The 18,269-nt window shown below is 65.0% G+C and carries 19 protein-coding genes; 5 read left to right on the top strand and 14 right to left on the bottom strand.

Translation table 11 applies throughout. From position 1 onward, the window contains the following. Positions 1–1,185, top strand: a complete 1,185-nt coding sequence (locus tag G3580_RS11340; RefSeq protein WP_228720643.1) for an O-succinylhomoserine sulfhydrylase — start codon at positions 1–3, stop codon at positions 1,183–1,185. Between the two features lie 19 nt (positions 1,186–1,204). On the opposite strand, the gene G3580_RS11335 is transcribed toward G3580_RS11340, so the two are convergent. Genes G3580_RS11335 through G3580_RS11315 form a run of 6 tightly spaced genes read right to left on the bottom strand, consistent with a single transcriptional unit; the run spans position 1,205 to position 5,342 of the window. Next, entirely contained in the window at positions 1,205–1,939 is a 735-nt protein-coding gene (locus G3580_RS11335) for a UDP-2,3-diacylglucosamine diphosphatase (protein WP_173765587.1), read from the bottom strand. An 11-nt stretch (positions 1,940–1,950) separates the two neighbouring features. Beyond that, entirely contained in the window at positions 1,951–2,445 is a 495-nt protein-coding gene (locus G3580_RS11330; protein WP_173765585.1) for a peptidylprolyl isomerase, read from the bottom strand. A gap of 34 nt (positions 2,446–2,479) precedes the next feature. Then, positions 2,480–3,031 carry a peptidylprolyl isomerase gene (locus G3580_RS11325; RefSeq protein WP_228720854.1) on the bottom strand — a complete coding sequence of 184 codons (552 nt, stop codon included), beginning with the start codon at positions 3,029–3,031 and terminating at the stop codon, positions 2,480–2,482. Between the two features lie 30 nt (positions 3,032–3,061). Beyond that, positions 3,062–4,240 carry a L,D-transpeptidase family protein gene (locus tag G3580_RS11320; protein WP_173765581.1) on the bottom strand — a complete coding sequence of 393 codons (1,179 nt, stop codon included), beginning with the start codon at positions 4,238–4,240 and terminating at the stop codon, positions 3,062–3,064. A 2-nt stretch (positions 4,241–4,242) separates the two neighbouring features. Next, positions 4,243–4,413: a hypothetical protein gene (locus G3580_RS19830; protein ID WP_217424472.1), complete on the bottom strand. Its 171-nt coding sequence runs from the start codon at positions 4,411–4,413 to the stop codon at positions 4,243–4,245. Then, complete coding sequence (locus tag G3580_RS11315; protein ID WP_217424471.1) at positions 4,410–5,342, bottom strand: tetratricopeptide repeat protein; 933 nt, start codon at positions 5,340–5,342, stop codon at positions 4,410–4,412. Before G3580_RS11315 ends, G3580_RS19830 begins: the two co-directional genes overlap by 4 nt. 185 nt (positions 5,343–5,527) lie before the next feature. On the opposite strand from G3580_RS11315, the gene cysS reads away from it, so the two are divergent. Both cysS and G3580_RS11305 read left to right on the top strand, forming a co-directional pair. After that, entirely contained in the window at positions 5,528–6,910 is a 1,383-nt protein-coding gene (gene cysS, locus G3580_RS11310; RefSeq protein WP_173765579.1) for a cysteine--tRNA ligase, read from the top strand. A 58-nt stretch (positions 6,911–6,968) separates the two neighbouring features. After that, on the top strand, positions 6,969–7,694 hold the full coding sequence (locus G3580_RS11305; protein ID WP_173765577.1) for a Crp/Fnr family transcriptional regulator: 726 nt from the start codon (positions 6,969–6,971) through the stop codon (positions 7,692–7,694). A gap of 90 nt (positions 7,695–7,784) precedes the next feature. Here the strand turns inward: G3580_RS11305 and G3580_RS11300 are convergent, their stop codons facing one another. The 4 genes from G3580_RS11300 to grpE all read right to left on the bottom strand — a co-directional run bounded on the left by G3580_RS11300 (position 7,785) and on the right by grpE (position 12,929). Beyond that, positions 7,785–8,930: an ABC transporter substrate-binding protein gene (locus G3580_RS11300; RefSeq protein WP_173765575.1), complete on the bottom strand. Its 1,146-nt coding sequence runs from the start codon at positions 8,928–8,930 to the stop codon at positions 7,785–7,787. 215 nt (positions 8,931–9,145) lie between these two features. After that, entirely contained in the window at positions 9,146–10,270 is a 1,125-nt protein-coding gene (dnaJ, locus tag G3580_RS11295) for a molecular chaperone DnaJ (protein ID WP_173765573.1), read from the bottom strand. 92 nt (positions 10,271–10,362) lie between these two features. Beyond that, entirely contained in the window at positions 10,363–12,294 is a 1,932-nt protein-coding gene (gene dnaK / locus G3580_RS11290; protein ID WP_173765571.1) for a molecular chaperone DnaK, read from the bottom strand. A gap of 83 nt (positions 12,295–12,377) precedes the next feature. After that, positions 12,378–12,929: a nucleotide exchange factor GrpE gene (grpE, locus tag G3580_RS11285; RefSeq protein WP_173765569.1), complete on the bottom strand. Its 552-nt coding sequence runs from the start codon at positions 12,927–12,929 to the stop codon at positions 12,378–12,380. 177 nt (positions 12,930–13,106) lie between these two features. On the opposite strand from grpE, the gene G3580_RS11280 reads away from it, so the two are divergent. Beyond that, positions 13,107–14,468 (top strand): serine/threonine protein kinase, encoded by a 1,362-nt coding sequence (locus G3580_RS11280; RefSeq protein ID WP_173765567.1) that lies wholly within the window; start codon positions 13,107–13,109, stop codon positions 14,466–14,468. Between the two features lie 9 nt (positions 14,469–14,477). Here the strand turns inward: G3580_RS11280 and trxC are convergent, their stop codons facing one another. Then, positions 14,478–14,912, bottom strand: a complete 435-nt coding sequence (gene trxC / locus G3580_RS11275; protein WP_173765565.1) for a thioredoxin TrxC — start codon at positions 14,910–14,912, stop codon at positions 14,478–14,480. A gap of 174 nt (positions 14,913–15,086) precedes the next feature. On the opposite strand from trxC, the gene G3580_RS11270 reads away from it, so the two are divergent. Next, complete coding sequence (locus G3580_RS11270; protein WP_173765563.1) at positions 15,087–15,617, top strand: AP2 domain-containing protein; 531 nt, start codon at positions 15,087–15,089, stop codon at positions 15,615–15,617. 51 nt (positions 15,618–15,668) lie between these two features. On the opposite strand, the gene G3580_RS11265 is transcribed toward G3580_RS11270, so the two are convergent. The 3 genes from G3580_RS11265 to hrcA are packed head-to-tail and all read right to left on the bottom strand — an operon-like array spanning position 15,669 to position 18,213. After that, positions 15,669–16,034 carry a phage holin family protein gene (locus G3580_RS11265; protein ID WP_173765561.1) on the bottom strand — a complete coding sequence of 122 codons (366 nt, stop codon included), beginning with the start codon at positions 16,032–16,034 and terminating at the stop codon, positions 15,669–15,671. Then, positions 16,031–17,131, bottom strand: coding sequence for a ferrochelatase (gene hemH / locus G3580_RS11260; protein ID WP_173765557.1), 1,101 nt, complete (start codon positions 17,129–17,131; stop codon positions 16,031–16,033). Before hemH ends, G3580_RS11265 begins: the two co-directional genes overlap by 4 nt. A 35-nt stretch (positions 17,132–17,166) precedes the next feature. Further along, on the bottom strand, positions 17,167–18,213 hold the full coding sequence (hrcA, locus tag G3580_RS11255) for a heat-inducible transcriptional repressor HrcA (protein WP_173765555.1): 1,047 nt from the start codon (positions 18,211–18,213) through the stop codon (positions 17,167–17,169). Positions 18,214–18,269 lie beyond the last annotated feature (56 nt).

Genomic DNA, 18,269 nt, shown 5'->3' with positions numbered 1-18,269 from the left:
GTGAGCGACAGGCAAGAAAAGCACATCCAGGATTTCGATACGCTGGCCATTCGCGCCGGCATCGAACGCAGCCAGTTCAACGAACACAGCGAGGCGATGTACCTGACCTCAAGCTTCGTGTTCGACAGTGCGGCCCAGGCCGCGGCGCGCTTCTCCGGTGAGGAGGAGGGCTACGTCTATGCGCGCTTCACCAATCCGACCGTGACCGCCATGCAGGACCGACTGGCGGCGCTCGAGGGCGCCGAGGCGTGCATCGCCACCGCCTCGGGCATGGCCGCGATCCTGGCGCTGGTCATGGCCCTGCTCAAGAGCGGCGACCACGTGGTCGCCTCGCAGGGGTTGTTCGGTTCCACCCAGCAGCTGTTCGGCAACATCTTCTCCAAGTTCGGCATCGAGACCACCTTCGTGCCGGCAGCGGATGTGGCGGCCTACGAGGCGGCGATCCGGCCGCAGACGCGTCTGATCTTCGTCGAGACGCCGTCCAACCCGCTCACCGAGCTGGTGGATATCGCCGCCGTGGCCGAGGTGGCGCATCGGCATGAGGTGTTGCTGGCCGTCGACAACTGCTTCTGCACGCCGGCGCTGCAGCGCCCGCTCGAACTCGGTGCGGATGTCGTCATCCACTCGGCCACCAAGTATCTGGATGGTCAGGGGCGCGTGCTCGGCGGCGCGGTGGTCGGCAACAAGGTGCTCATGGACGAGGTGTTCCGTTTCCTGCGCACCGCCGGGCCGACGCTGTCGCCGTTCAACGCGTGGGTGATCCTCAAGGGGCTCGAGACCCTGCGCCTGCGCATGGAAGCGCAGAGCGCCAGCGCGCTGGCGCTGGCCGAGTGGCTGGAAGGCCAGCCCTGGGTGAGCCGGGTGTACTACCCGGGCCTGCCGTCCCATCCGCAGCATGCTCTGGCGCTCCGCCAGCAGCGCATGGGTGGGGCGATCGTGAGCTTCGACGTGGTCGGCGGACGCGAGGCGGCGTGGCGGCTGATCGATGCGACCCGGCTGATTTCCATCACGGCCAACCTGGGCGACACCAAGTCGACCATCACCCATCCGGCCTCGACCACGCACGGGCGTATTTCGCCCGAGGCGCGGGCGGCCATGGGAGTGAGCGAAGGACTGATCCGCGTCGCTGTCGGGCTCGAGTCGATCGACGATCTCAAGACCGATCTGGCCCGCGGGCTCGGCTGAGCCGCCAAACCTGGCGTATTCAGCCCGGCGCGAAATCGCGCCTGCGCAAGCGGTCGTCTTCGACGACCAGACACGGCGCGTTGCCGTGCCAGTCGGCCAGCACCCACCGTTCGCACACCTTGCCGTCGATCTCCTGGCGATGGGTTGCCGGGCGATGCGTGTGGCCGTGAATGATCAGATCACACGTGTTGGCGCGGAAGGTCTCGGTCACCGCGTCGCCGTTCACGTCCATGATTTCCAGCGCCGTCGCCTGCTTGCTTGCCTCGCTGCGCTCGCGCATGTGTGCGATCAGCGCCTTGCGCTCGGCCAGTGGTTTGGCCAGGAAGGCGGCTTTCCAGGCCGGTTGGCGCACCTGTGCGCGGAACGCCTGATAGGCCACGTCATCGGTGCACAGCACGTCGCCGTGCATGAGGATCGCCTTGCGCCCGCCGACGTCGATGGGGAAGGGCTCGTCGATCAGGTGGATGCCGGTGCGCTCGGCGAAGGCCGGGCCGATGAGGAAGTCGCGGTTGCCGGCGATGAAGAAGGTCTCGATGCCGCCCTCGGTGAGGTGTCGCAAGCGCTCACAGACCTGCACATTGAACGGTGAGTCCAGGTCGTCGTCGCCGGCCCAGTATTCGAACAGATCGCCGAGAATGAACAGGCGGCGAGCCTCCCGGGCCGGGCCGTCCAGAAAAGCGAAAAACGCCCGAACGGTGTCGGGCGTTTCGCTGCACAGATGCAGATCGGCGATGAACAGGTCGGAGATGGCCATCGAGCCGCCGGTCAGACCACTTCGGCGCGCTCGATGATCACGTCCTCGGCCGGCACGTCCTGATGGAAGCCGGCAGAGCGCGTCTGCACGCCCTTGATGGCGTCGACCACGTCCATGCCTTCGCTGACACGGCCAAAGACGCAGTAGCCCCAGCCCTGGGCGGTGGGGGAGCGGAAATTCAGGAAGTCGTTATCGGCCACGTTGATGAAGAACTGGGCGGTGGCCGAATGCGGATCCTGGGTACGCGCCATGGCGATGGTGCCGCGCTCGTTCTTGAGGCCGTTGTCCGCCTCGTTCTTGACCGGGGCGTTGGTGGGCTTTTGCGTCATGCCCGGCTCGAACCCGCCGCCCTGGATCATGAAGCCGTCGATCACGCGATGGAACAGGGTGTTGTCGAAATGGCCGGCCTCGACATAGGCGAGGAAGTTCTTGACGGTCTCGGGCGCCTTGTCGGCGTCCAGTTCCAGGGTGATCACGCCATGATTGGTGTGCAGCTTGACTGCCATGAGGAGTTTCTCCTTGGGTGTTTCCAGTGGTGTGTCAGGGACGGTCGGCCAGGACGCGGGCCTTGCGGATGATCACATCCTCGACCGGAACGTCCCCATGGTAGCCTTTTTGCGCCGTGCGGACCTTGGCGATCCGCATGACCACGTCCATGCCGTCGACGACCCGGCCGAACACGGCATATCCCCAGCCGTCAAAGGAGGGATAGTCCAAAGTCCGGTTGTCGGCAACGTTGATGAAGAACTGGGCGGTGGCCGAGTTCGGATCCTGGGTGCGCGCCATGGCGATCGTGCCCACTGCGTTCTTGAGGCCGTTCTTGGCTTCGTTGATGATCGGGTCGCGGGTGGGCTTCTGCTTCATGCCGGGTTCGAAGCCGCCGCCCTGGATCATGAAGCCGTCGATCACGCGATGGAAGATCGTGCCATCGTAGAAACCGCTGCGCACGTACTCGATAAAATTCTGCGTGGTGACCGGCGCACGTTCGGCATCCAGTTCCAGCGTGATGTTGCCTTGTGACGTCTCGAGCACGACCGCGGGGCCGGCGTGGGCGACAAGGGTGGTGACGGCGAGCAGGGCGCCGAGAAGCATCGATTTCATCGGTAGTGGTTCCGCTGGCGGTCAGCCCGCGCCCTCATAGGCAATACGCCACTGGCCGTCTTCCTTGATCCAGTACTGGCGCTTGCGGCTGACCTCGTTGAAGTTGTTGCTGCGATAGTTCTGTTCGAATGTGACCTCGACCGCGCCGTCGCGTCCCGGGCTGAGCAGCATGCTCATCTTGGCCACCCCCACCTTGATCCAGGACTTGTGTTGCGCGACAGCGCGCTTGCGCGCACGCCACGCGTCCTGACTCAGCGTGTCGCTCTTGAACGCGTGTGCGTAGTGCGCCAGGTAACGATCCACGTCCAGGCTTTCCCAGTCCTTGCGCCACGACTCGATGGCCATTTTCAGGGCGCTGCGTTCGTTCTGCCAGTCGTCGAGCGACAGCCACTCGATCTCGTTGCTGATGATGACCGGGGTGAGACCGACCTGAACGTAGTGGGACAGGGTGTTGAGATCCTGGTTGGCCAGCACCACGCAGCCTTCCGACGTACGCGGCGGACGCGAGTAGGTGTCGTGCGGGACGCCATGCAGCCAGATGCCGTAGCCGGTACGCCCGAGCCGTTTGTCCCAGGCGTTGGGGTAGTTGAGGGGGAAGGCGCCGTCGCCGTACAGCGCGGGCAGTTTGCCGCCATCAATCTCGGAGACCACGTGATAGACGCCCACCGGCGTCTTCATGTCGCCCTCGCGCGTCTTGTCGGCACCGGCCTTGCCGTGGCTGGCGTAGAAATCGGCGACGAAGCGCGGCGTGCCATGATCGTTGCGATAGACGTAGAGTCGGGCGCGACGGGTATCGACCACCACCGCGTATTTCTGTTCCGGCCCCATCTGCAGCAGGTAACGGGGAACGTAGTCGGTGTTGGGCTTGTTGTGGTAGGCGCGCAGGCGGGCGATCGCCTCTTCGCGCAGATCCTCGATCTGGCCCGGGTCGCCGCGCACGTTGCCGAAGGTCGACAGTGGCTGCGCCCGCGCCAGGAGCAGATCGCCCTTGATCAGGTTGGCGAGGCGGAAGTTCGGATACACCTTGAGGAGGGCGTCGGTGCGCTCGAGCGCGAGCTCGAGGTCGTTCTGCTCGATGGCGTCGAACACGCGCTGCAGGTCGGCTCCGGGGCCGTTGTCGGTCACTGTGGCCGCTGCCCGGACACCGAGCGGCAGCAGGCAGGCCAGCGCCAGCAGAACGAACAACGATAGACGCTTCATGCTCAATGCCGCCCGATCAGTTCCTGACGGATCTTCCATTGACCCTGGCGGCGCACCAGCTTCAGGGTCTTGTCGGTCGATCCGGTGAAGGTGCTCGAACGATAGTGCTGACGAAACACGGCCGAGGCGGTGTCCTTGCCGGTGATCTTGATGCTCAGGTCGTCGATGTTCACGTCGATTTGCCCGGGTTTTTCGCCGACCAGGTGCTGGCGCTCGGCCTCCCAGCGCTGACGGGATTTGCCCCCGGCGGGTCGAAGTCGGTGGCGTAATGCGACAGATAGGCGGTCACGTCCTTGGCCGACCACGCCTGCGCCCAGGCCAGAACGGCCGTCTCGATCGCCGCGCTGTCATTGGTGGCGACCGGGGCAGGCTCGGGCGCGGCCGGTTGAGGTGCCGCGACCGCCGGTGGCGGGCTCGCGGGGGCCTCCTTGGCCGGCGCCGGCGCGGGAGGGGCTTCCGGTGCCGGTGTGGCAACGGGCGCCTCGGATGCCGGAGCAGTGTCGGCCACAGGCGTGGGCGGTGCCGGCGTGGCGGGTGCTGCGGCGGCGACCGTCTCGCCCGGGACGCCGGAGACCGTCTCGCCCGGGACGCCGGAGACCGTCATGAGCTGTCGGATCAGGGCGAGCTTGGATTTGGCCGAGGTGTTGGCGGCGTCGATCTGCAGCGCCTTGTTGTAGGCCTGTCGGGCCAGACGGGCATAGACGTCGCCGAGGTTTTCGTGCGCGGTGGCGTAGCTTGGATGGGTGCGGATGGCCATCTCGAGCGCACTCTTCGCCTTGTCGAACTCGCTCTTCTGCGCATACAGCACCGCCAGGTTGTTGTATGGCTCGGGCAATTCCGGGTAGTCGTGGGTGAGCTTCGAGAACACCTCGATGGCGTCGTCGGACCGGTTCATCTCGGTCAGCGCGATGCCCTTCAGGAATCGCGTCTGCGGATCGCGCGGTGACGCGGTCAGATCCTGGTCGGCCTGTTTGAGCGCTTCGGCGTACTGCCCCTTGTCGATCATCGACTGGATGTCGGCCACCGACGCGAACGCGGGCTGGCAGATCAGGAACGACAAGGCCAGAACCGCGCTGCCCGTGCGAAAGAAGGGAATGGTCATTGTGTTATACTTCGGCGCCTGATGTTGCGGCCCAAAGGCCTTGGATCAACGCGGCATTCTACCAACAAACCCGATACCAGTCTCAATCAGCGCACGACTGCCGCCGGCCCGGGCGGGTTCCTCGACGAGCCCGCTTTTTTTGTATACGGCGTGGTGGAGCGCGGTCAGGACCGATTCACTGCACGATGCTGACGATATACAACTCGCTGACGCGGGAAAAGGAAGTCTTCCAACCGATCGAACCCGGCCGGGTGCGCATGTACGTGTGCGGCATGACGGTCTACGATCTGTGCCATCTCGGTCACGCGCGGGTGATGGTGGTTTTCGATCTGGTGGTGCGCTGGCTGCGGGCCAGTGGCTTCGATGTCACTTACGTGCGCAACATCACCGATATCGACGACAAGATCATCCGCAGGGCGCAGGAAAACGGTGAGTCGATTCGCGCGCTGACCGACCGTTTCATTGCCGCCATGCACGAGGATGCCGACGCACTGGGGGTTGTGCGCCCCGACGCGGAGCCCCGGGCCACCGATCATGTCGCCGAGATGCTCGCCATGATCGAGTCGTTGCAGACCAACGGCCTGGCCTATGTCGCCGCAAACCGGGACGTGTGCTATTCGGTGCGCAAGTTTCCCGCCTACGGCCGCCTGTCGGGCAAGTCGCTGGACGACCTGCGCGCCGGCGAGCGGGTCGATGTCGCTGACGGCAAGCGCGATCCGCTCGACTTCGTGCTGTGGAAACATGCCAAGGCCGACGAACCGGCCGAGGCGCGCTGGGAATCGCCCTGGGGCGCTGGCCGACCCGGCTGGCACATCGAGTGTTCGGCCATGAGCTCGGCACTGCTCGGCGAGCATTTCGACATTCACGGTGGCGGCCAGGATCTTCAGTTTCCCCATCACGAGAACGAGATCGCCCAGAGCGAGGGCGCGCACGGTCACGCCTATGTGAATTACTGGATGCACAACGGATTCGTGCGGGTCGATGACGAGAAGATGTCCAAGAGCCTGGGCAACTTCTTCACGATCCGCGACGTGCTGGCCCGTTATGACGCCGAGGTGGTGCGTTTCTTCATTCTGCGGGCGCACTACCGCAGCCCGCTCAACTACAGTGACGCCCATCTGGATGATGCGCGCCAGGCGCTGACGCGTCTGTACACGGCGCTCAAGCTGGCGCCGGAAGGGGGGGCGGTCGAGGCAGACTGGGACAATCCGTGGTGCGTGCGCTTCAAGGCCGCGATGAACGATGACTTCAACACCGCCGGGGCGGTGTCGGTGCTGTTTGAGCTCGCCTCCGAGGTCAACCGCAGTCAGGATGTGGCGCTGGCGGCGCAGTTGCGTGCGCTGGGCGGCATTCTCGGCCTGCTCCAACGAGCGCCCACCGAGTTCCTGCAAGGCGACGTGCCGGGCGAATCGGCCGATGTCGTGGCGATCGAAACGGCGATCGCGGAGCGCCTGGCCGCCAAGAAGGCGAAGGATTTCGCCACTGCGGATCGCATCCGTGCCCGCCTGCTCGAAGACGGCATCGTCCTCGAAGACGGGCCGCAGGGCACCGTCTGGCGGCGCGCGTGAGGAGTTCTGACAGCTATGTCACGGTCTTTGTCCGTCGAACCGGCCACAATCTGATCCCATGACGCGTTCGGCTTCTTCTGCACACTGGATCGGGCACACCGACTGCTCGACCTGCCCGGTGCGTCGTTCTGCGCTGTTTTCGGTACTCAAACCCGAGCAGATCGCCATCGTGCAGGACTGTTTCGACGACCTGCGCTGTGCCTCCAAGCAAGTGCTCTACCATCAGGGGGCCCGCAGTGAGGCGCTGTACACCGTGCGTGAGGGCGCCGTGAAGCTGGTGCGTCACGGTGTCGACGGCTCCGCGCGCATCGTGCGCATCGTCAAGCCCGGGGATCTGGCCGGGCTCGAGGTGCTCAGCGGGCGCGACTACGAAGCTTCTGCGATCGCGGTGGGGCCGGTACGCATTTGCCGCCTGCCGCTCGCCTCCGTGGACAAGCTCAAGTCGCTCGACCCGGGCGTGGCCGAGCGCATGCTTGAGAAAGCGGCGGACGCGCTCACCGAGGCGCAGGTGTGGCTGGCCGAGCTGACCGCCGGCAGCGCACCGGCGCGGGTGCGCGTGGCGCGCTTGCTCCTGCGTCTGCGGACCTCGCGAGAATGCACCCAGATCATCCGTCTCGCCTCGGCGGACATTGCCGCCATTCTCGGGATCACGGTGGAGACGGCGAGTCGGGTGGTGGCGGCTTTCAAGCGTGAAGGCATTCTCATGCCCCCAGCGCCGGGCAGTGCGGTCATGCGGGCGGACATCGATGCGCTCGAAGTGGAAGCGGAAACCGGCGGTTTCTGACGGATTTACGGCGATTTCATCGCCACTCGAATAAAACGGGCGCCCCGACCGGGGCGCCCGTTTTCGATGATGCAGACCCTGAACTCGGGTTCAGCGCAGGATCTGGCCGTTGCGTCCGAGGATGGTCAGTTCGACGAAGCGCGAGCCGGAATGGTTGTCCGGTGTGAACTGCACCCTGAAACCCTTCAGGTCGATGGGCGCCTGCTCCAGTGCGGCGACGAGTTTTTCCCGGGTCGGTTCGCCATTGATGCGCTTGAGCGCCTCGATCATGACGCGTCCGGCGACATAGCCTTCGAGTCCGTAGTAGGACGGTTCCGCGGTCTTGTCGACCACGCCGATCGCATGCCTGTAGTCCCGAACCAGCGGCAGGGCGTCGTTCCACGGATAGGGCATGACCTGGGTGATGCCGATGCCGCGGGCCTTGTCGGCACCCATGTCCTTGACCAGCAGATCGGCGCCGATGGGCGAGAGGGTCACGAACTGGGGTTGCTGCCCGGCCGCGTGCATGGCGGTGACGAAGGCGGCGGTCGGCTTGAGCAGGGTGACCATGACGACCGCTTGGGGGTTGGCTGCGGCGATGGTCTTGACCGCGGCGGAGGCGTCGGTGGCATTGCGTGCGATGGCGGCGACCGCACTGGGCTTGAGGTCATGCTCGGCCAGCGTACGGGTCACGCCGTCGAGCCCGGACTTGCCGAAGCCGTCGTCCTGGTAGAAGACCGCGATGTTGGTGATGCCGATGCCCAGCAGGTGCTTGACGATGGCAGCGGTCTCGTCGGCATAGCTGGCGCGCAGGTTGAACATGTAGCGATTGACCGGATCGCGCAGGGTGCCGGCGCCGCTGATGGTGCCCACCAGCGGCACCTGCGCGGCACTGAACACCTTCATGGCGGCGGTGGTCGGGCTCGAACCGTAGTAAGCGATCAGGGCGAAGACCTTGTCGTTCTCGATGAGCTTGTGGGTGTTGGCGACACTGCGTTCGGTCTCGTAACCGTCGTCGAGGGCGGTGAGCGTGATCTTGCGCCCGTTGACACCGCCCTTCGCGTTCACCTCGGCCAGCGCGGCCTCGACACCGGTGCGCATGGTGATGCCGTACTCGCCGTTGGGGCCGGAGAAGGGGGATGACATGCCCAGATGGATCGAGGTGTCGGTCACCCCGGGGTCGGCATGGGCGGAAAAGGAAAACAGGGCGCTCGCCGCCAGCGCCAGCAAGCTACGGCCAAGAATGTCGTATCGCATAGTCTCGTATGTGTTTTTGTTGCTTCGCGATGGGTGCGTTGAATCGAACGAAATGAGCGAGTCGCACTGCGGCATGATGACAGGCCGATCGGCACTTGCGCATGTACTGATGGGACTACGGCAGCGTCATCGGCCAACTTGAGCGCGATGTGCCAGGGGCGCGTCGACAAAAAAGCCCGGGCGTGGCCCGGGCCGGTGGTCGTGACTGGCGGCGTCTATTGGAAGAACTCCTTGACCTTGTCCATCCACGACTTCGCTTTCGGGTTCTGCCGGTCGGCATTCTCGAGCGCGATGGTGTTGAATTCCTCCAGCAGCTCCTTCTGGCGGTCGGTGAGCTTGACCGGCGTCTCCACCAGCACGTGGCACATCAGATCGCCCTGGACATGGCTGCGCACGTTCTTGATGCCCTTGCCACGCAGGCGGAAGACCTTGCCGGTCTGAGTCTCGGGCGGGATCTTGATGCGGGCCATGCCGTCGAGGGTGGGAATCTCGATCTCGCCACCGAGCGCCGCGGTGACGAAGTTGATCGGCATTTCGCAATGCAGGTCGTCGCCGTCGCGCTGGAACACCGAGTGCGCGCGGATGTGGATCTCCACGTAGAGATCGCCGGCGGGGCCGCCATTGATGCCCGGCTCGCCATGGCCGCCGTGACGCAGGCGCATGCCGTCGTCGATGCCCGCCGGAATCTTGACTTCCAGCGTCTTCTGCTTCTTCACCCGGCCGGCGCCATGGCAGGTGGTGCACGGTTCGGGAATGTACGAACCCGACCCGTGGCATTTCGGGCAGGTCTGCTGGATCGAGAAGAAACCCTGCTGAATGCGGACCTGGCCGGCGCCACCGCAGGTGGGGCAGGGCTTGGCCTGGGTGCCGGGCTTGGCGCCCGAACCGCTACAGGCGTCGCAATGTTCCTGGGTCGGGATGCGGATGGTCTTCTCGGCGCCGCGGGCCGCCTCTTCCAGGGAGATTTCGAGGTTGTAGCGCAGGTCCGCGCCACGGTAGACGTTCGACCGCCCGCCGCGGCCGCCGCCGCCGAAGATGTCGCCGAAGATATCGCTGAAGGCGTCGGCGAAGCCGTCGAAGCCCCGCGCGCCGGGCCCGGCGCCCATGCTCGGATCCACGCCGGCGTGGCCGTATTGGTCATAGGCGGCGCGCTTGTCCCCGTCGGACAGCACCTCGTAGGCTTCCTTGACTTCTTTGAAGTGTTCCTCCGCCTCGGCATTGCCCGGATTGCGGTCCGGGTGGTATTTCATCGCCAGCTTGCGATAGGCCTTCTTCAGGTCCGCTTCGTCGACGTCGCGATTGACGCCCAGCACTTCGTAATAATCACGCTTGTTGGCCATTGCTCAGTTCCAGCTTGCTCTGTCGTGGCGCGGCCGGACCGGCCTGCACGGAGGGTGCAGTTCGGTCCGGCCGGGATGGGCGAGGTTCCGGATTACTTCTTGTCGTCGTTGACTTCGGTGAACTCGGCATCCACGACATCGGCGTCGTCGGCCTTGCCACCGCCGGTGTCGCCACCGGCCGCACCGGCTGCGCCCGCCTCGGCCTGGGCGTCGGCATACACCTTCTCGCCCAGCTTCTGGCTGGCCTGGGCGAGGGCTTCGGTCTTGGCCACGAGGGTGTCCTTGTCGTTGCCCTTCATGGCTTCTTCGGCTTCGGCCAGCGCCGCTTCGATCTTGCCTTTCTCGTCGGCGTCGATTTTGTCGCCATGCTCGCCCAGCGCTTTCTTGATCGAGTGGATCAGGGTGTCGCACTGGTTGCGGGCGTCGACCAGCTCATGGGCCTTCTTGTCTTCCTCGGCATGGGCTTCGGCGTCCTTCACCATGCGTTCGACTTCGTCGTCCGACAGGCCGGAGTTGGCCTTGATGGTGATCTTGTTCTCCTTGCCGGTGGCCTTGTCCTTGGCCGACACGTGCAGGATGCCGTTGGCGTCGATGTCGAAGGTGACCTCGATCTGCGGCATGCCGCGCGGGGCCGGCGGGATGTCGGAGAGGTTGAACTGGCCCAGACTCTTGTTGCCGGCGGACATCTCGCGCTCACCCTGGAGCACGTGGATGGTCACGGCGGACTGGTTGTCGTCGGCGGTGGAGAACACCTGGCTCGCCTTGGTCGGGATGGTGGTGTTCTTCTGGATGAGCTTGGTCATCACGCCACCGAGGGTCTCGATACCGAGCGACAGCGGGGTCACGTCGAGCAGCAGCACGTCCTTGACGTCGCCCTGGAGCACGCCGCCCTGGATGGAGGCGCCGATGGCCACGGCTTCGTCCGGGTTCACGTCGCGGCGCGGTTCCTTGCCGAAGAAGGCCTTGACCTTCTCCTGCACCTTGGGCATGCGGGTCTGGCCGCCGACCAGGATCACGTCATCGATCTCCTCGACCTTGAGACCGGCATCCTTGATGGCGATGCGGCACGGCTCGATGGAGCGTTCGATCAGATCCTCGACCAGCGACTCGAACTTGGCGCGGGTGATCTTGATGGCCAGGTGCTTCGGCCCGGAGGCGTCGGCGGTGATGTAGGGCAGGTTGACCTCGGTCTGCTGACCGGAGGACAGCTCGATCTTCGCCTTTTCGGCCGCTTCCTTGAGGCGTTGCAGGGCCAGCACGTCCTTCTTCAGATCGACGCCCTGTTCCTTGTTGAACTCGGTGACGATGTAATCGATGATGCGCTGGTCGAAATCCTCGCCACCGAGGAAAGTGTCACCGTTGGTGGCCAGCACTTCGAACTGGTGCTCGCCGTCCAGGTCGGCGATTTCGATGATGGAGATGTCGAAGGTACCGCCGCCCAGGTCGTACACGGCCACTTTCGAGTCGCCCGGCTTCTTGTCCATGCCGAAGGCCAGCGCGGCAGCGGTCGGCTCGTTGATGATGCGCTTGACGTCGAGGCCCGCGATCTTGCCGGCGTCCTTGGTGGCCTGGCGCTGGCTGTCGTTGAAGTAGGCCGGCACCGTGATCACCGCTTCGGTGACCGGCTCGCCCAGGTAGTCCTCGGCGGTCTTCTTCATCTTGCGCAGCACTTCGGCGGAGACCTGCGGCGGGGCGATCTTCTTGCCGCGCACTTCCACCCAGGCGTCGCCGTTGTCGGCCTTGCAGATCGTGTAGGGCATCAGGTCGATGTCCTTCTGCACTTCCTTCTCTTCGAAGCGGCGGCCGATCAGGCGCTTGACCGCGAACAGGGTGTTCCGGGCGTTGGTGACCGCCTGGCGCTTGGCGGGTGCGCCGGTCAGGATCTCGCCGTCTTCGGCGTAGGCGACCACGGACGGCGTGGTGCGCGCGCCCTCAGCGTTCTCGATGACCTTGGCCTTGCCACCTTCCATCACGGACACGCAGGAGTTGGTGGTGCCCAGGTCGATACCGATGATTTTTCCCATGATGATTCCTTTGACTTGATTTCTTGGATCGGCCGAAACACCGGCCTGCGTCTGTTTTCAATGTGGGGTCGGCCTGGGGCCTTTCAACCCTTGGCGGCAGAGACGATCACCAGCGCCGGACGGATGACCCGGCCGTGCAGGGTGTAGCCTTTTTGCAGCACCGTGAGCACGCGGTTCGGTTCGCCGTCGTCGGGCTGGGCGCTGATGGCCTGATGCACGTTCGGGTCGAACTTCTCCCCGACAGGATCGACCATCTCGACGCCCGCGCCCTCGAACGCGGAGGCCAGTTGCTTGAGGGTGAGCTCCACGCCGTCGCGCAGGTTCTCGAAGCTGGCGTTCTCGGCGTTGAGCGCGGCCTCCAGACTGTCCTTGACCGGCAGCATGGCCTGAGCGAACTTCTCGCCGGCGTACTTGTGCGCCTTCTCCACATCTTCCTGGGCGCGGCGGCGCAGGTTTTCGGTCTCGGCCTTGGCGCGCAGCCAGGCATCGTGGTGCTCTTCGGCCTTCAGTTCGGCGGCCCGAAGGGCCTCCTGGAGGCTCGGCATGGTGTCGGTGTGACTGGATTGCGGCTCGGCCGCGGCGTCCTGCTGCGGTTCGGTGTCCGGGGCTTGCTGGGTCGGGTTGTTCTCTTGCATCAGCGCGTCCTGAATTCGGTTCTTGATCAACGAAGCGGTACATTGGGGCACGGGGTGGCTTTTCAAGCCTATTCTTGAAAAAAAGTGAGATCCGGTCGTTACCATAGGATTGCGCCGCCAAGCGGGGCATAATTGATGCGCACGATGGGTGCGTGTCACATTCATGCAGGAGGGGCGATGAGCGATATCCCGAGCCAGATCGGGAATTACCGGATCATCCGGGAACTGGGCCGCGGGGCGACGGCGACCGTCTATCTCGCTGAAAGTCCCGTTTACCCGGAGCCGGTGGCGCTCAAGTTCATCCGTTTCGACGACAAGTCGAAGGACGAGGCCAAGTGGAATCGTCGTCTGCTCAAGCTGCTCAAGGCGGAAAAATCGGTCGCCAGCCGCCTCCAGCATCCGCACATCATCCGCATCTTCGACGGCGTGGTGGAAGAGAAGTACGCCTACGTGGTCATGGAGTACTTTGCCGGGCAGTCACTGGAGAAGTTCTGCGACTTCGCCAACCTGATGCCGATCCATCGCACCATCGGGATCGTCTTCAAGTGTTGCATGGCGCTCGACTACGCGTATCGCCAGGGCGTGGTCCATCGCGACATCAAGCCGGCCAACATCATGGTCGACGACAACGACAACGTGAAGATCACGGATTTCGGCCTGGCGATGAACATCAACAAGCGGGTGGACACCGATTCGACCTTCATCATGGGGGTCGGCTCGCCCGCCTACATGTCGCCGGAGCAGATCAAGAGCTACCCGCTCAACCAGAAGACCGATCTGTATTCGCTCGGGGTGGTGCTCTTCCACCTGTTGACCGGGCGTCTGCCGTTCCGCGCCAAGAACCCGGCACAGCTGATCTACAAGATCATCAACGCCGAGCCGCCGTCGGTGTGCCAGTTGCAACCGGATCTGCCCGAACTCATGGAACAGGTCATCCGCAAGGCCCTGGAAAAGGATCTGTACTCGCGCTACAAGAACGGCGCCGAGTTCGCCAAGGATCTGTCGGCAGTGCGCTACAAGATCGTCGACGACAAGTTCGTGCCGCCCGATACGAGCCGTTTCGGGCAGTTGCGCAAGATGCCGTTCTTCACCGAGTTCGAGGACGTCGAACTGTGGGAGGCGCTGCGCATCTCGCGCTGGCGGGTCATCGAGGCCGGCACAATCCTTGTTCGCGAGGGTGACCAGGACCAGCGTTTCGGCCTGCTCATCGAGGGCACCGTCGAACTGGCGGCCGGCGGCAAGCGCATCTGCGAGATCGAGGCTGGCGAGGCCTTCGGCGAGACGGCGTATCTCGACGGCATCGATCACAAGCACATGTTTACCGTCACCTCGGTGAGCGACGTCACCTTCCTCGAGATCAGCCCGGCTGCGCTGGCGCTGGCGACCGAAGAAACCCTCGAGGCGTTTCGCGCGCGCCTGACCACGACCATGACCAAGCGCCTTGCCGCGCTCGCGCAAAGCGTGGGGGCGCATGCACCCGAGGCCACGCGGGGCAAGGGCATGGCCGCCGGGATCGATCTGCAGTTGGTCGACGACTGAGAGCTGCCGTCAGCCCTGGCTGCGGACCCAGTGCACCAGCTGCGATTCGTTCATCGCGCCGCTGCTGCGCGCCTTCTCCCGACCGTTTTCGAACAGGATGAGTGTCGGAATGCTGCGGATCGCGTAGCGGGCCGCCAGCGCCTGCTGTTCCTCGGTATTGACCTTCAGGAGGCGGACATCGGGGGACAGGGTGCGCGCCGCGGCGTCGAAGGCCGGGGCCATCATGCGGCAGGGGCCGCACCAGGGTGCCCAGAAATCCACGAGCACGGGCAGGTCGCCGCGGCCCACATGGCGCTCGAAGGTGTCGGCATCGGCAGCGATGGGTTGGCCCGTGAACAGGGGCTGGTGGCAGCGCCCGCAGTTGGGCCGCTCGCCGAGGCGCGCTTCGGGCAGGCGATTGATCCCGCCACAGGCCGGGCAGGCGACTTGAACAGTGGTACTCATGAGGACTGGCTCCCGCGTGATGTGCGGACGATGCGGTCCGCCCGGTTGGGTCTGGGTAAGAGATGGTGACCGCCGGTCGGCTTTCAATCCCCTTCCGTCCCTGCCGGTAAAGTTTTTCCGTTCGCGGCCGACATTTTTCGTATGTCCCCAGCCAACAAGAGCGGAGGAGCGGGAGTGGCAAGAGGAAGCGTCTATGGAATCAGCCGGGTCGACAACGAGGCGAGTCGGACACATGGCTGGCTCGTCACCATCCAGCGCCGGGGCGTGATCTACCGCAAGCACTTCAGCGACGGCGTGTTCGGCGGCAAGCGCAAGGCCTTCGCCGAGGCCAAGGCCTATCGCGACGAGGTGATCGCGGCTCATCCGCCCCTGTCGATGCAGGAGTATTCTTCCATCCGCAAGAAGAACAATCGCTCCGGCGTGGTCGGCGTGTGCCGCTATTGCGCTTCGGAGACGCGCGATCTGCCCGAAGACAAGCAGCGCTGGTTCTGGGTCGCCTCCTGGCCCTTGCCCGACGGCCGCCGCAAGCGGGTCAAGTTTTCGGTGAAGAAGTATGGCGAGGACGGTGCGTTCCAGCGGGCGCTGGACGCGCGCAACGAGGCCTTGCGCAAACTGGACGGGCACTTCGACCCGGGGGCGGTGCGCCGACGCCCGCGGCGGACGCGCGAGGGGCGCGAATCCGAGGCCAAGGCCGCTACGCTCTGACCACGAATGATGGACAAAGGCCGTCGGGATATCCCGGCGGCCTTTGTCGTTTCAGCGTCGCTGAACCGGTAGCGGCTCGCTCAGAGCGAGGCTCACCAGGCCGGTCAGGAGGCTGTACACCAGCGCTCCCCAGAACGCGGTGCCGAAGTCGGGGACCACGAAGCCAGCCACGAGGCCCGAGACCAGCCAGAACATCAGGCCGTTGATCACGAGGGCGAAGATGCCGAAGGTCAGCACCGTGATCGGCAGGGTGACGAGCAGCAGCAGGGGGCGAATCAGGGCGTTGACCAGGCCAATGAGCAGGGCGCTCACCAGCGCCGCAGCGAAGGAGGTGACCGCCATGTCGTGCACCACCTCGGGCACCAGCATCAGCGCCACCGCGTTGAGGGCCCAGCGGGCCAGCAGGCGCCAGTTCATTGGAGGGCGCCCATCGTGCGGGCATGTTGTGCGCCAGTGCCGCGGTCGCTTGCGCCACGTCGCGGATCGTCCCGGCACCAGTGGCCGGCGTGTTCGAGGACGATGTCGCGCAGGCAGCGCATCCACGCATCATCCTCGTTCAGACACGGAATGTAGTTGAACTGGCGTCCGCCATGGGCGATGAAGGCCGTCTTGCATTCCATGGCGATCTCCTCGAGCGTCTCCAGGCAGTCGGCGGCGAATCCCGGGCACATCACATCCACCGATTTGACCCCGTCTCGCGCCAGCGCCTCGAGGGTCGGCTGGGTGTACGGCTGGAGCCATTCGGCCTTGCCGAAGCGGGACTGGAAGGTCACCTGGATGCGTTTGCCGTCCTCCCCGAGCGCCTCGGCGAGCAGGCGCGCGGTCTTGTGGCATTCACAGTGATAGGGGTCACCCTTGTCGAGGGTGAAGCGCGGCACCCCATGGAAACTCAGGATGAGGCGTTCGGCTTGGCCATTGTGCTGCCAGTGGCGATGCACCGCATCCGCCAGCGCGGCGATGTAGCCGGGATGATCGTGGTAGCTGCGCACGAAGCGCAGCTCGGGCAGATTGCGCCACTCGAGCAGGCCCCGGGCGACCTCGTCCATGACGCTGCCGGTGGTGCTGCCGGCGTACTGCGGATACATGGGCATGACGAGTATCCGGTCGCAGCCCAGGGCGCGCATCTCCTCGAGCGTGGCGCGAATCGCCGGGTCGCCATAGCGCATGGCCCAGCGCACCACCCAGTCGCGATGGCCGGCCTCGCCCAGGTAGCCGGCCAGGATCTTGGTCTGACGTTCGGTGTGCACGCGCAGGGGCGAGCCCGCGTCGGTCCAGATGCTGGCGTACTTTTCCGCCGATTTGGCCGGACGTGTGTTGAGGATGATCAGGTTCAGGATCGGCCACCACAGCAGGCGTGGGATCTCAACCACGCGCGGGTCCGAGAGGAACTGCTTCAGGTACGGGCGCAGGGCGGCGGCCGTCGGCGCTTCGGGGGAGCCGAGGTTGACCACGAGCACGCCGGTGCGCGGCGTCTGGCCGTGGGTGTGCGGGGGCTCGGGCCGGAGGCGGGCCATGGATCGTTCTCCTGGAAGGTTGTGAAAATCAGGGCTCAGGCGCGGGACGACAGCGCGCCGGAGAGCAGCCGGGCGGTGATGTCCACGATGGGAATCACGCGCTCGTAGGCCATTCGCGTGGGGCCGATCACGCCCACCGAGCCGACCACCATGCCGTCCACTTCGTAGGGGGCAGTGACCACGCTGCATTCGTCCAGCGGGGCCAGGCCGGATTCGCCGCCGATGAAGATCTGCACGCCGTCGGCGCGGTTCGACAGGTCGAGCAACTGCAGCAGGCTGGTCTTCTGATCGAAGAGTTTGAACAGCTCGCGCAGCCGCACCATGTTGGAGGACAGTTCCTCCACGTCGAGCAGGTTGGTCTCGCCCGAGAGCACGTACTGGGAGGCGGAATCCTGGACCGCTTCGGTGCCGGCATCGACGGCGGCGGTCATGAGTTCGGACATGTCGCTGTGCAACTGCTTGAGCTCGGCCTGGATACGCAGGCGGATCGCCTCGAAATCGAGCCCGGTGTAGTGCGCGTTCAGGTAGTTGGCCGCCGTGACCAGCTCCGACGAGGAGTACTTCTTCTTGGTGGCGAGGATCCGGTTCTGCACGTCGCCGCTGGTGGTGACGATGATCAGCAGGACGCGCTCGTCCGACAGGGGGACGAATTCGATCTGGCGGATGCGGATGGCGTCCTTGCGCGGGGCGACGACCACCCCGGCGAAGTGGGTCAGCTGCGAGAGCAGGTTGGAGGCGGCGCCAATGAGCCGCTGCGGCTGATCGGGCTGCAGATGGCCCTCGAGCTCGTGCAGCAGATTGGCGTGCAGCGGCCGCACGCGCAGCAGCCGGTCGACGAACAGCCGGTAGCCGCGCGGTGTCGGAATGCGCCCGGCCGAGGTGTGCGGGCTGGCGATGAAGCCCATCTCCTCCAGATCGGACATCACGTTGCGTACCGTGGCCGGCGACAGGTCGAGGCCCGAGTGTTTCGACAGGGCGCGCGAACCCACCGGCTGTCCTTCCGCGATGTAGCGCTCGATGAGCGTACGCAGCAGGACGCGCGAGCGTTCGTCCAGGGGAGTGTGTTCAGCGTCGTGTGCCATTGAATCCGGATTCTAAGTAAGTCTGAGGATGCTGCAAAGCGCGCGATGCGGTGCAT

The sequence above is a fragment of the Nitrogeniibacter mangrovi genome, assembly GCF_010983895.1.
Taxonomy (GTDB): Bacteria; Pseudomonadota; Gammaproteobacteria; order Burkholderiales; family Rhodocyclaceae; genus Nitrogeniibacter; species Nitrogeniibacter mangrovi.
Note: the sequence above shows the minus strand (reverse complement) of the source record. Positions and strands in the feature narration are given on the sequence as shown.